The following is a 12,624-nucleotide window of genomic DNA, read 5'->3' as shown; positions in this document are numbered from 1 at the left end:
TGCCTTAGGCAAATCTACTAAAAAAGTTGAGCGGATTATAATGGAATTAGATATTTTAGATGCGCTTGGCGAAGGCTGGACCCTTACGCCAGCAGGTGGAATCACAGGAGAAGCGTACATCGCTTCAACCGGACAATCGAAGTTGTTCTTAAAACGAAATTCATCGCCTTTTTTGGCGATTTTATCCGCAGACGGAATCGTTCCGAAGTTATTATGGACGAAACGGATTTATAGTGGGGACGTCATCAGCGCCCAACAGTTCATTGAAGGCGACGAGTTAGAGCCTGAAATGATGGAACGTCCTGAAGTAGCACGTTTGCTTGGGAAAATCCATGATTCGAAGGAATTACTGTTCATGCTACAACAGCTTGACCAGCGCCCGATCGAACCTGATGAGTTATTGCGACAATGTCGTTTGTACTTTCAACCGGATGATTTAGAGGATCCGGAGCTCGTGGAACATGCGATGGTTTACCTCGAACAAAATCTGGAGCAGGTCAGAACGGATGAACAGGTCGTTTGTCATTCAGATTTAAACCACAATAACTGGTTGACGGGAGCAGATGGTCAACTCTATCTGAACGATTGGGATGATGCGATCATTGCTGACCGTGCGTACGATCTTGGAATGATGTTATACAGTTATGTTGACGAAGCGGCTTGGCCAGAATGGTTTGAACATTATGGACATCCTTTAACGAGTGATTTGAAGCGACGCATGCACTGGTATGTCGTAGCGCAAGCGGTATTGTCACTCTACTGGTATGAAGATACGCGTCATCCGGATGTCGACGACAGTTATCATTTTCTTGAACAGCTACTTGAATACTCAAACGACTAAAAAGCGTGTCATTCCGAAAAGGAACGACACGCTTTTTGCTTAACCTTCTGCGATTTTAATCTCTTTTTCAATATCGTGACTTTCGAGATCTGCCGATCGATAAGCCTCTGTCGTCGGTAGACGTAAATCAAGTTGTGGTTTTTCTTCGAATGTGACGGTGACGTTCTTAACTGTGTAGTCAAAGACGTGACCACCACCTGCGCGGGCAGCATCGATGAAATGAAGGTGATATCCGGCGACGGCGATACCGTGACCGAATCGTGGTGTATAGTATCCGGCAAGCGTTCCTTCCGTGTGCTCGAACGTACGAGCGCTTTGAGAAGCGACAGCTTCCGTGATTGGAACGAACGGTTTTTCCTGGCGTGCGACGGTGCGTGTCTGAACCTCCGTGAATGTTCCGTCAATCCGGATAGCATAAAAGCTATTGATCGTTGGGAGTTGTTCGTTCAGCCAGTGCTCAAACGTCGCTTTTGACATCTCTTCCGTCACGGTCAGGGTTTGTTCCGGCTCGAAACGGGTTAATGTCGCGAAAGGTGTCGTCGTCTCAGGTTGGAGCGGTCGAGCACTACCATCTGAGCGGAGTTGATAGAATTGACCATCGAATCCAATCATCTCACCGTCTAAGTGGTCAAACGTTCCGATACCGAAATCACGTTGATCAAGGACGGAAGCATACGTGACTTCACTCTCAAATACGCCGTCAAGCAGTGCCATCATCGTTGAAATCTGGACGAGTGTTTTATCGTGTGCCATGTGAATCCTCCTTAGTTCAATTGATCGAGATGAACTTGTTCTCCAAGCGCGATGTTGTCACGGTAATCGATCGGTACATCGACGATGACGGGACCGTCTGTCGCGAGTGCTTCATCCATGATTGCTGCGAGTTCCGAAGGATGATTGACGCGAAGTCCTTTTGCTCCAAAGCTTTCCGCATATTTGACGAGATCGACGTCACCGAATGACGTACCGGATTTCCGTTTGTACTTCATCTCTTGTTGGAACGCGACCATATCGAATCCGCTGTCGCGCCAGACGAAGTGGACAAGTGGTGAGTTCAAACGGACAGCTGTCTCAAGTTCCATTGCAGAGAAGAGGAATCCGCCGTCGCCTGAAATCGAGACCGCTTTCTTTCCGGGACGAACGAGTGTAGCTGCGATTGCCCATGGAAGTGCGACGCCGAGCGTTTGCATTCCGTTACTAAAGAGGAGGTGGCGCGGTTCGTACGAACGGAAGTGACGTGCCATCCAAATATAGTGTGAGCCGACATCGACCGTGACGGTGACATCGTCCGCAATTTTTTCACGCAACGTCTTCATGAAATAAAGTGGATGCGTCAACGGAGAATCCGCGACAGGAGGAACATCACGATCGACAAGACGTTGATGCAATCCTTCAAGGAACTGAACAGAGCTTTCAGGTAATGTGAGTGGTCGTAGGCGTTCAGCGATCGCATCGACGGTTTTCGCCATATCACCGACAAGCTCATGATCTGGACGATAGAAATGATCGATTTCAGCACGCATTTGATCGATGTGCACAAGCGTCCGGTCGTGCGTTGGTTGGTTCCAGAATTTCGGGTCATAACCGATTGGGTCATATCCGATTGAGAGGACGAGATCCGCTTCTGCAAGTAACGCATCTCCTGGCTGATTACGGAACAATCCAACACGTCCGTAGAAATTCGATTCAAGCTCACGTGATAATGTGCCGGCCGCTTGGAATGTCTGAACGACAGGAATCGAGACGTTTTTGAGTAACGAACGAATCGCGTGTACGACGTCTGGTTGACTCGCACGCATACCGAGTAACAAGACAGGGAGTTTTGCCTCTTGAATCAGACGGGCTGTTTCATCGACCCATGCTTCTGGTGCAACACCAAGCTTTGGTGCTTCAACTGCACGGAACGCCGTGACGTTCGCTTCGCTTAGCCCGACGTCTTGCGGGATACTGACGAAAGCAGCTCCAGCTGTCGTTTCAGCTGTTCGGAAAGCATTCGATAATACTTCTGGAATGTTGTCGGCATCTTGCACTTCAGCACTAAAATTCGTAATCGGTGTAAAGAGTGCCTGATTGTCCATCGACTGATGTGTTCGTTTTAAACGATCGGCTCGCGTGACAGCTCCGGCAATTGCGACAACAGGGTCACCTTCAGAGTTCGCTGTCACAAGACCAGTCGCTAAATTTGATGCCCCAGGACCAGATGTCACAAGGACAACACCCGGTTTGTCCGTTAAGCGTCCGATGGCTTGAGCCATGAATGCAGCATTTTGTTCGTGCCGTGCAACAATCAGTTCAGGTCCCCGGTCCTGTAACACATTGAAGACGGAATCGATTTTGGCGCCGGGAATACCGAAGATGTAATCGACACCCTGCTCGATGAGTGAATCGACAACTAGATCCGCACCTGTTTTCTTCTGTACTAGTTCTTTTGAATCACTGTTTTTATTTTCGTTCATTACAATTCTCCTTTTTACCAACGTTTTTGGTGTTCGATAGCTGTAATAAATTATCTGTTTCAAAAAAAGTATACATCTGTTTCATGGTAAAACCAACCTAAAATTGTTTAGAAAATAAAAAAAGTACCTTGTGTACGATTACACAAGGTACAGAGATTGCCCTTATTCGACGTCGACTTTTCCGAAAGTCGCCCAGACGAACAAAGCAGTGATTCCCAAGACGAGAACGATGGGAGATGCCCAACTAATCAAGAAATCATCCACAGTATAGCCCTCCTTTTCGGTTCTTACGTACCTTAAGTGTATTAGAATGCTCACTATTTCTCAAGTGACGAACTGCTGAACATTCTTCGACGGGAAACGAAGAAGTTCTTATATAATTACCCGAATCATGATAAACTTATCTGCGGATAATTTAAGTTTGGAAAGGATGAACGATAGTGCGTTTACGACATAAACCATGGGCGCAGGATTATATGAAGGAACAATCCTCGATCTATATAGCAGAACCAGCATCTCTTAGAGGAGCATGGGCTAGCGAGTTCAAGAATGATAACCCGATCTACATCGAAGTGGGATCAGGCAAAGGAGCCTTCATTACCGGAATGGCGCACCAACACCCGGATATCAACTTCATCGCAATCGAATTATTCGAAAGCGTTGCGGTGACGATCGTTCAAAAATTGGTCGAAACACCACAATCGAACGTTCGCGTCTTGACGGTCGATGCAAAAGATCTACGTGATTACTTTGAAAAAGGCGAAGTGTCCCGCGTATATTTGAACTTCTCTGATCCATGGCCAAAGACACGTCATGCAAAACGTCGCTTGACGTATAAAACATTCCTCTCGACATATGAAGATATTTTACCGGCGAAAGGTCAAATCCACTTCAAGACAGATAATCGGAAGTTGTTCGAATCGAGTTTGATGACGATGTCAGCATACGGCATGCGCTTCGACTGGATGTCACTTGATTTACATGCGAATGAACCGGAAGATAACGTTCGGACAGAGTACGAAGAGCGTTTTTCATCAATGGGTCAACCGATTTATCGGATGGAAGCAACGTACCAAAATTAATTTAGACAAAAAGTTTTCTTATTTTCCTGGTATTTCTTTCACACTTTTTTCTTATTAATTGGTACAATGTTGTTGACTGAAGAACTTGTACTTATAGGTAAAGGGGGAATTTGGGGATGTGGCAGAAAAGCTTAGCCTTCGTAACGGCGCTCTTTCTCGCATTGAGTATCGGTCAATCGGTACTTGCTGCGGTTGATACCTCAGAAATGACGAAAGCATTAAATGAGGAATTACCAACGACGCATTACGATTATAAAAAAGGTTCGGTCGAAATCGAGGATCCGAAGACGTTCACGAATGAAAAAGGAGAAGAAGTCATCGGCGGGATCGCTGTCATCGAGACAGTCCGTGACGGCATCTTCATCACAATCAAACGTGAAATCCACTTCTTCAATGCCGATAGCGGTAAATTGTTGACGAGTGCCGATGCTGCAAAAGTTGATGGCGTAAAAGAATACATCGACGGTAACTCGGATAATCTTCATCAAAAAGTTGTTTACTGGTTACCGGTACTCTTGATGTTGTTGATCATCGCTGTACCAGCGGTCATCTTATACATCGTTGTTCCACGTCTATACTCGACGACGGAATACATGAACCCGATCTACGAACGCAACGACAACCCGCGTTAATTAAGAAAAAAGCCTCTATCCAATCGGATAGGGGCTTTTCTCATGCAAGCAATACGAAGATGAATGCAAATATGGCAGGCAGGCCTTGTTTGAGTAAAATGGAGCGATTAGCCGTCACGGCGCCATAAAGTGCAGCGATGATGACGCACGCTAAAAAGAACAATTGGATGGCAACATCCTCTCGAATCAGACCAAATACTAGTCCGGCTGCTAAAAATCCGTTATATAAGCCTTGATTCGCAAAAAGTGTCCGAATTTGTTGTGATGCAACAGCTTCGTCCGTTAAACCGAACGTTCGACGAGCCGCTTTGGAAGAAAGAAAGAACATTTCAAGTGCTAAAATATAAAAGTGTTCCAAAGCAACGAGGATAACGAACAGCGTAGCAAGAATCGACATGAATCATACCTCCTTCAGATGAACGTGGAAAAAAGACCGTACTTCGTCGATCGAAGTACGGTCTTTTGATTAAGCGTATTCGAGTAAAGCGCCAGTTTCGGCATCAACTGTGAATTGATACGTTTTTTCGTCATCACCTTCAAGGACCGAGATGCCACCTTTGTAGCTTTGGTAGTCACGTGACTCATATGCGTAAGCCTCTGGTGTTGCAGAGATCCATGCACCTTGGACACGTCCTTTTGCTGAAAATGTGCGTTTCGTGATTTCGAGCGCTTCCTCGGCAGAAAGTTGTTTGTTATCAACGGCTTTCTTCACTGCGAAAGCGGCGACGACAGCTGCTGCCAATCCGATAATCCAATAGCGTTTTTTCATTAAAATTCCCCTCCTTACAGGTTCTATTCCTACTGTACCAAATAATTCGTTCAGAGAGAAACAAAAGGTTAAGTGATAGAAGCAATTTTTTGTATAATGAGAAGCAGGAGGCGATACATATGAATGAAAAAACGAGAGAGTTATTTCGAACACTGACGGAATTAAATGGGGCACCAGGGTTTGAACACGACGTTCGTCAGTTCGTTCGCGAGCGCATCACACCTGTCACGGATGAGATCGTTACGGATGGGCTTGGTTCGATTTTCGGAAAACGAACAGGCGATGCGACAGGGCCGAAAGTCATGGTTGCCGGGCACATGGACGAAGTGGCATTCATGGTGACGCAAATCACGAAGAACGGAATGTTGCGGATTCAACCGCTCGGTGGCTGGTGGAGCCAAGTGTTGCTTGCGCAACGCTTCTCGATTTGTACGGACAACGGTGTCATCCCTGGTGTCATCGCATCGATTCCACCACATTTATTGACAGAAGAAGTGCGCAATAAGCCAATGGCGATCAAAGACATGTTCATCGATATCGGTGCAGACTCAAAAGAAGAGGCGGAATCGTTTGGAGTACGTCCAGGTATTCCTGCCGTACCATTCTTCCCGTTCACACCGATGGCGAATCCGAAGAAGATCATGGCGAAAGCATGGGATAACCGCTATGGTGTCGGAATGGCGATTGAATTGTTGGAAGAGACGACAGCGGCGGATCACCCGAACATTTTGTTCTCTGGTGCAACGGTTCAAGAAGAAGTTGGATTGCGCGGTGCACAAACAGCGACAGCACTCATCGATCCCGACGTCGCGTTCGTCGTCGATGCTTCTCCTGCCAATGATGCGTCAGGAGACAAAACGGAATTCGGTCAACTCGGACAAGGACCATTGCTTCGAATTAAAGACAGTGTCATGATCCTCTCAAAAGAGATGACGGATTATGTCCTCGATACGGCAGAATCGAACAAGATTCCGTACCAATATTATGTCGGTGCAGGTGGAACCGATGGTGGTGTCATCCATCGTTCGAATAATGGGATTCCAACGACAGTCGTTGGTTTACCAGCACGCTACATCCATACGCATGCATCGATCATGCATACAGATGATTATGATGCGGCGAAGGAATTGCTTCGGAAACTCGTCACGAACCTCGATACGACGACGCTCGCGACGCTACAAGTTAAGTAAATGACATGACAGACAGTGGATATGAATCCGCTGTCTGTTTTTGTTTCATAAGAACGATGTAAGTATGAACTGTCTTGTCAGTTGAAAAAACAATGTAGTCGGATAGAAAGGAGATTTGATATAATGATACGCGATGTTAAGAAAAGGACGTGACAAGATGTTCAAACAAAAAGGGATTTCACTTAGCCCTAAAGTATATTTCATCACCGTATTAAGTTATATGGCACTTGGTTTATTTAGTTCGTTGATCATGGGGCTCATCATCCGGACGATTGGTGAAGGACTGGTGGATCGTGGTGTAGAGGCGAAGTTTCTCATTCAGTTAGGAGAGCAGGCGATCGCGCTGACTGGACCAGCAATCGGTGTGGCTGTAGCGTTTGCACTTGAGGCACCACCGCTTATCTTGTTCGCAGCAGTTGCCGTTGGTGCGTTCGGATATGAAGCAGGAGGACCAGCAGGGAGTTACATTGCAACGCTTCTTGCGACAGAGGTCGGAAAACTCGTTTCAAAGACGACACGACTCGATATTTTATTGACGCCGTTTGTTACGTTACTAGCCGGATTCGTTGCCGGACGTTATGCGGGAAAGTGGATTGGGAAAGGCATGACGGATCTCGGCGAGTTGATTCGTTGGGGAACGGAACGCGAACCGTTATTCATGGGAATTTTTGTTGCTACCGTCATGGGTCTTGCATTGACGGCGCCGATTTCGAGTGCTGCGCTTGGAATCATGCTTGGTTTGGATGGACTTGCTGCAGGGGCAGCGACGATCGGTTGTGCGGCGCAGATGATTGGATTTGGCGTCATCAGTTACCGTGATAACGGAATCGGTGGTGTGGTTGCTCAAGGGATTGGAACATCGATGTTACAAGTAGGAAATATCATTCGAAATCCTTGGATTCTTCTACCGCCGACTGTAGCCGGTGCTATACTAGCGCCATTTGCGACTGTTCTGTTAATGCTTGAGAGTAATCCGGAAGGTTCCGGTATGGGTACGAGTGGATTCGTTGGTCCGTTGATGTTATTAAAAACGATGGGGTTCGAAATGGAGTATTACCTAGCAGTCGCTGTCCTCTGTTTCCTTGCGCCAGGCATCATCAGTTATTTCATTTATCGCCTATTACGACGTCTCGGTCGGATTCAAGATGGCGATTTAAAAATCGAATATTAAATACAAAAAGCTGATTCTAAAGGATACGCCTGTTTGGCCGGATGGTGGACGAACAAGCATATGACTTTTTGAATCAGCTTTTTTCATAAAGAGAATCCGAATGAACTTGAATAAAAACTCGTAAAGAAAACGTAGAGGTAAATGAGGTAAAGCGGAGTCAAATACCGCATGCGTACGACAGGCAATTTTCGAGCGAGTCGTTTTCCGAGTGCTTCGAGTAAAATGATGATCGCAAAACCGACGACCAAATACAAAAAGATTTCGGGTAAGCTTCGTTCAGAATCAATGAAGGAATAGCCGTAACGTAAACAACTCGTCATGCCAACGAAGCCGACGAAGCGTTCGAACGGATGTTTGATTGGTTGATCTGCCATAGTGAAGTCCTTTCCAGGTGTTTTCTAGTTGCAGTATAGCAAACCAAGCACGAAAACGCACAGCCACAATTGAATATGCTATGATGAGGGCAATGACTTCTAGGGAAATCAAAGGAGGAAATCATCATGAAAACATTACAATCCAAACAAGAATTCGATACAGCAAAACAAGGAAATGCCGTCTTTTTATTCTCAGCAAACTGGTGCCCGGATTGCCGCTTCTTAGATCCGTTCATGCCGGAAATCGAGCAAACATTTAACGGCTTCGAGTTTTACTACGTCGATCGCGACGATCATATTGAAATTGCCCGGGAAATGGACATCTTCGGAATTCCAAGTTTTGTTGCGTTCCGCGATGGTGAAGAGACAGGGCGTTATGTCGGGAAAGAGCGGAAGACACCAGAACAGGTGACAGCATTTTTAGAGACGGTTTAAGAAAAAAGCGAGCGCTGACTCGCTTTTTTTCATGATAGAAAGGATGAAATCGAATGGAACTACAACAAATCCGAAGAATGATGACACAAACATTTGAAGAAGAAGGGTACACGACATATTTCGATCGTGAAAAGTCTGTATTACGAATTGAGCGAAAGCACGATAAATCAGGCGTTGATGTCGGATTGAATCCGCTTGTCGCAAAAGCAAAACGAAGAGGTGTCATCGCAGTCGAAGAGACGATCGAATATATCCGTGCTGTACTCGGACAAACGGATCAAATCTCACTCGTTGGACAAGAGCAAAAAATCTTTCCTGTCATTCGTGCTAAATCGTTTGCCGATACGACAAAAGAAGGAAAGACGCTTGTCAGTACACCACATACAGGTGAGACGAAAATCATGTACGCACTTGATCTAGGAGCGACGTATCGTTTGATTGATGAGGAGTTACTGGCGTCTGCTGAATGGACAGCTGAACAGTTATCAGAAGCAGCGCGTTTTAATGTGAAATCGCTTGATGCGCCATTTAAACAAGATGAAGTCGCGGGGAATATCTTTTATTTCTTGAGTCTCGGTGACGGATATGAGGCGAGTCGTGTTTTGAACAAGACGTTATTAGCAGATTATGCGGCGCAAATCGAAGGAGAATTCGCTGTCGGGATTCCGCATCAGGATGTGCTGATTTTCGCAGATATTCGTAATGACGCCGGATATGATGTCTTACAGCAACTGATGTTTGACTTCTTCTCGAACGGGCGTGTACCGGTCACAGCATTACCATTCTTATATGAAGATGGTAATCTGGAACCGGTCTTCGTCCTTGCGAAAAACAAGCAGCCGAAAGAGTAAAGAATCTGATACAATAGGCATTGTGAGAAAGACGGAAGGGAGTCATGGATTGAATGAATGTGTTTTATAATAAAGAGGGCGTCGGTGACGTCTTAATGATCATTTTGGAAGACGCACCACGTGCGGAAGTGACAGCGACTCGTGAAGGAGACGTAGCAACAATCAAGCATGGTGATCGTGTTGTCGGTTACAACCTGTTTGATGCTTCGACTACGTTTACGATCGAGTCACAAGGACCGGTTGAATTGACAGAAGAATTGGCAACAGTCATCCAAAAGGAACTGGCGAATCGAGATATCGAATTGTCACTCGAACAAGTGGATTATTCTCCGAAATTCGTTGTTGGGTTCGTTGCTTCTTGCGAGAAGCATCCGGATGCTGATAAATTATCGGTCTGTCAGGTAGAAGTAGATAACGGAACTTTACAAATCGTTTGTGGAGCACCGAATGTAGCGGCGGGTCAAAAAGTAGTTGTTGCTAAACCGGGAGCGGTCATGCCGTCTGGGTTAATCATTCGTCCTTCGGCGTTACGCGGCGTACCATCAAGCGGTATGCTCTGCTCAGCGCGTGAGCTCGGACTTGTCGATGCACCACAAGAAAAAGGGATTCTTGTACTCGATGATACAAAAGCAGTAGGGGAAGCATTCTCAATCGGTCGATGATTCGACCGATTTTTTAACAAGATGGAGGGGTGAACGTATGAGTAATCGTTATGAACAGTCACTAAAAGAGCAGGCTGCCCGGATTCGTCGAGAGCTTGCAGGGGAACGTGAGACAAAGCCGGTGGAACGTCCGAAAAAAGAGGAGCGTGAAGATCGCTTCGTTTTAACGGATGTGCCTTCACCGATTTATGGATTCCAACGTCCGAAGCAATCTGCATCGGAAACCGTAAAAGCTACGGAAGAAACGGAAACGAGTGAGCAGGTTTCGGAAACAGTCGAAGAGGGAAATACTGATGAGGTTGCTTTGACGAATCAAGAACTAATCGCGCCAGAAGTCGTTTTAGACGAAGCGGAAGCAGATGCTGGTCTTGTACCGGTGACGGACGTCGAATTACTCGTACCGGAACCTCACACAAGTGAAGAGCTCGTAAGAGAAGAAGTGCCGACCGTAACCGAAGTAGAAGAAACGGACGAAACTGAAACATCTTCCAACAGTGAGACGGTGGAACAATCAGTTGTTCCGACAGAGACATCAAGTGAAGAGTCTGCTGATGAAAAAGAAGTTGAGCAACAAGTAGAGAGCTTCGCACCGACTTTTGATCCATCTGCTATTGAAGTAGATCAAGATCCATCTGTTACCGAGGTCGATAAGCCTGTTCAGCCGGAAGTGAAAAAACCGGTCGGACCGCCTGTTAACGTCGTTATGACGACGAAAGACTTGATGGCGATGTATCGTGCACGTCGAGAACAAAATAATTTACATGGTAAAAAATAAATCGGTTTGCTATAATGGTACAGGTTTTGTACCCGAGCCCGATGGTACGGACCGGAACGTGAATTGGAGGGCTTTTATATGACAAAGTATCATTTTGTTGGAATCAAAGGAACAGGGATGAGTGCGCTCGCCCAAGTACTACATGAGATGAATCATGAGGTGCAAGGTTCAGACATCGAAAAGCACATTTTTACTGAAGACGCGTTACGGGCTAAGGGAATTCCATTTTTCCCGTTCAATGCGGATAACATCAAAGAAGATTATGTCATCATCCAAGGGAATGCTTTTGGAGATGATCACCCAGAAATCGCACGGGCAAATGAACTTGGTTTAACCATCCATCATTATTACGATTTCTTAGGACACCTAGCAAATGAATATCGTTCGGTCGCCATTACAGGCTCACACGGAAAAACGTCGACAACAGGTTTGCTTTCACACGTCTTGAGCGGTATCACACCGACAGCTTTCTTGATCGGAGACGGGACAGGGGCAGGAGTAGAGGATGCGAAAGCATTCGTCTTCGAGGCATGTGAATACAAACGTCACTTCTTATATTACAAGCCGGACTACGCTATCATGACGAATATCGACTTCGATCATTCGGATTATTTCACAGGAATCGATGACGTCGTTTCGGCATTCCAAGAAATGGCGATGCAGGTTAAGCAAGCGATCGTTGCTTGTGGAGATGATGAGCATCTTCAAAACATTCAAGCGAATGTACCTGTTCTCTATTATGGATTTGGAGAAAACAATGATTTCCGCGCGGAAAACGCGACGTCAACGCCAGATGGTACATCATTTGATGTCTATTTACGTGATGATTTCTACGGCACGTTCCTCATTCCAGGATTCGGTCGTCATCATGTCTTGAATGCACTCTCTGTCATTGCGATCTGTCAGTACGAAGGATTGAGCAAAGACGACGTTGCTGAACGTTTAGCCACATTTGGTGGTGTAAAACGTCGCTTCAGTGAGTCGGAATTCGGCACACAAATCCTAGTAGATGACTACGCGCACCATCCGAAGGAAATCAGCGCGACGATTGAGTCGGCACGGAAAAAATATCCGGACCGTGAAGTCATTGCGATTTTCCAACCGCATACGTACACACGCTTGAAATCATTCATGGATGATTTCGCGACTTCTTTACGTGAAGCAGATGCGACATATTTATGCGAAATCTTTGGATCAGCACGTGAGCAGGAAGGGCAAGTTCGCGTCGAAGATCTGCAGGAGAAAATCCCGCAAGCTTCTATTCTGACGCGCGACAACGTTTCTGTTCTACGTCAGCATGAAAATGCTGTGCTTCTGTTCATGGGAGCGGGCGATATCCAAACGTATCAGCATCAGTATCAAAGTGTGAAATAAGCGAGAATCAAA

16 protein-coding genes are annotated in these 12,624 nt (G+C 46.0%); 10 read left to right on the top strand and 6 right to left on the bottom strand.

Features of this window, described 5'->3' with window-relative positions; translation table 11 throughout:
* The first annotated feature begins 40 nt into the window (after positions 1-40).
* Positions 41-841 (top strand): phosphotransferase family protein, encoded by an 801-nt coding sequence (locus K7G97_RS12520; protein ID WP_087681261.1) that lies wholly within the window; start codon positions 41-43, stop codon positions 839-841.
* 39 nt (positions 842-880) lie between these two features.
* Here the strand turns inward: K7G97_RS12520 and budA are convergent, their stop codons facing one another.
* The 3 genes from budA to cydS all read right to left on the bottom strand — a co-directional run bounded on the left by budA (position 881) and on the right by cydS (position 3,561).
* Positions 881-1,594: an acetolactate decarboxylase gene (gene budA, locus K7G97_RS12515; protein ID WP_195864600.1), complete on the bottom strand. Its 714-nt coding sequence runs from the start codon at positions 1,592-1,594 to the stop codon at positions 881-883.
* Between the two features lie 11 nt (positions 1,595-1,605).
* The gene (gene alsS, locus K7G97_RS12510) at positions 1,606-3,297 is read right to left on the bottom strand and encodes an acetolactate synthase AlsS (protein WP_149427732.1); all 1,692 of its coding nucleotides are present in this window, start codon (positions 3,295-3,297) and stop codon (positions 1,606-1,608) included.
* Positions 3,298-3,459: 162 nt separating this feature from the next.
* Positions 3,460-3,561 carry a cytochrome bd oxidase small subunit CydS family protein gene (cydS, locus tag K7G97_RS17625; protein WP_023469087.1) on the bottom strand — a complete coding sequence of 34 codons (102 nt, stop codon included), beginning with the start codon at positions 3,559-3,561 and terminating at the stop codon, positions 3,460-3,462.
* 176 nt (positions 3,562-3,737) lie between these two features.
* Between cydS and trmB the strand changes: the two genes are divergently transcribed.
* Complete coding sequence (gene trmB / locus K7G97_RS12505) at positions 3,738-4,379, top strand: tRNA (guanosine(46)-N7)-methyltransferase TrmB (RefSeq protein ID WP_223040701.1); 642 nt, start codon at positions 3,738-3,740, stop codon at positions 4,377-4,379.
* 116 nt (positions 4,380-4,495) lie between these two features.
* Complete coding sequence (locus K7G97_RS12500) at positions 4,496-5,011, top strand: hypothetical protein (RefSeq protein ID WP_223040700.1); 516 nt, start codon at positions 4,496-4,498, stop codon at positions 5,009-5,011.
* Positions 5,012-5,051: 40 nt separating this feature from the next.
* Here the strand turns inward: K7G97_RS12500 and K7G97_RS12495 are convergent, their stop codons facing one another.
* Both K7G97_RS12495 and K7G97_RS12490 read right to left on the bottom strand, forming a co-directional pair.
* Positions 5,052-5,408, bottom strand: a complete 357-nt coding sequence (locus K7G97_RS12495; protein ID WP_195864603.1) for a DUF1304 domain-containing protein — start codon at positions 5,406-5,408, stop codon at positions 5,052-5,054.
* Positions 5,409-5,477: 69 nt separating this feature from the next.
* The gene (locus tag K7G97_RS12490) at positions 5,478-5,780 is read right to left on the bottom strand and encodes a PepSY domain-containing protein (protein ID WP_012371126.1); all 303 of its coding nucleotides are present in this window, start codon (positions 5,778-5,780) and stop codon (positions 5,478-5,480) included.
* A 119-nt stretch (positions 5,781-5,899) separates the two neighbouring features.
* Between K7G97_RS12490 and K7G97_RS12485 the strand changes: the two genes are divergently transcribed.
* Together K7G97_RS12485 and K7G97_RS12480 are read left to right on the top strand one after the other, a co-directional pair.
* A complete protein-coding gene (locus K7G97_RS12485; RefSeq protein ID WP_035396484.1) occupies positions 5,900-6,970 on the top strand; it encodes a M42 family metallopeptidase in 1,071 nt (356 codons plus the stop codon).
* Between the two features lie 157 nt (positions 6,971-7,127).
* Positions 7,128-8,141: a PTS sugar transporter subunit IIC gene (locus K7G97_RS12480; protein WP_223040699.1), complete on the top strand. Its 1,014-nt coding sequence runs from the start codon at positions 7,128-7,130 to the stop codon at positions 8,139-8,141.
* Between the two features lie 83 nt (positions 8,142-8,224).
* Here the strand turns inward: K7G97_RS12480 and K7G97_RS12475 are convergent, their stop codons facing one another.
* On the bottom strand, positions 8,225-8,515 hold the full coding sequence (locus tag K7G97_RS12475) for a hypothetical protein (protein WP_023469080.1): 291 nt from the start codon (positions 8,513-8,515) through the stop codon (positions 8,225-8,227).
* A gap of 126 nt (positions 8,516-8,641) precedes the next feature.
* On the opposite strand from K7G97_RS12475, the gene K7G97_RS12470 reads away from it, so the two are divergent.
* From K7G97_RS12470 to murC, 5 genes are all read left to right on the top strand, one after another.
* Positions 8,642-8,950 carry a thioredoxin family protein gene (locus K7G97_RS12470; RefSeq protein ID WP_223040698.1) on the top strand — a complete coding sequence of 103 codons (309 nt, stop codon included), beginning with the start codon at positions 8,642-8,644 and terminating at the stop codon, positions 8,948-8,950.
* A 53-nt stretch (positions 8,951-9,003) separates the two neighbouring features.
* Positions 9,004-9,801 (top strand): DUF1444 domain-containing protein, encoded by a 798-nt coding sequence (locus tag K7G97_RS12465; protein ID WP_029342364.1) that lies wholly within the window; start codon positions 9,004-9,006, stop codon positions 9,799-9,801.
* A gap of 53 nt (positions 9,802-9,854) precedes the next feature.
* Positions 9,855-10,463: a YtpR family tRNA-binding protein gene (ytpR, locus tag K7G97_RS12460; protein ID WP_223040697.1), complete on the top strand. Its 609-nt coding sequence runs from the start codon at positions 9,855-9,857 to the stop codon at positions 10,461-10,463.
* Positions 10,464-10,500: 37 nt separating this feature from the next.
* Positions 10,501-11,238, top strand: coding sequence for a hypothetical protein (locus K7G97_RS12455; protein ID WP_223040696.1), 738 nt, complete (start codon positions 10,501-10,503; stop codon positions 11,236-11,238).
* Between the two features lie 78 nt (positions 11,239-11,316).
* Entirely contained in the window at positions 11,317-12,612 is a 1,296-nt protein-coding gene (gene murC / locus K7G97_RS12450) for a UDP-N-acetylmuramate--L-alanine ligase (protein ID WP_023469075.1), read from the top strand.
* The last annotated feature ends 12 nt before the right edge of the window (positions 12,613-12,624 follow it).

Origin of the sequence: Exiguobacterium acetylicum (assembly GCF_019890935.1) — a bacterium.
Lineage (GTDB): Bacteria > Bacillota > Bacilli > Exiguobacteriales > Exiguobacteriaceae > Exiguobacterium_A > Exiguobacterium_A abrahamii.
This window is presented reverse-complemented; position numbering and strand designations above follow the sequence as displayed.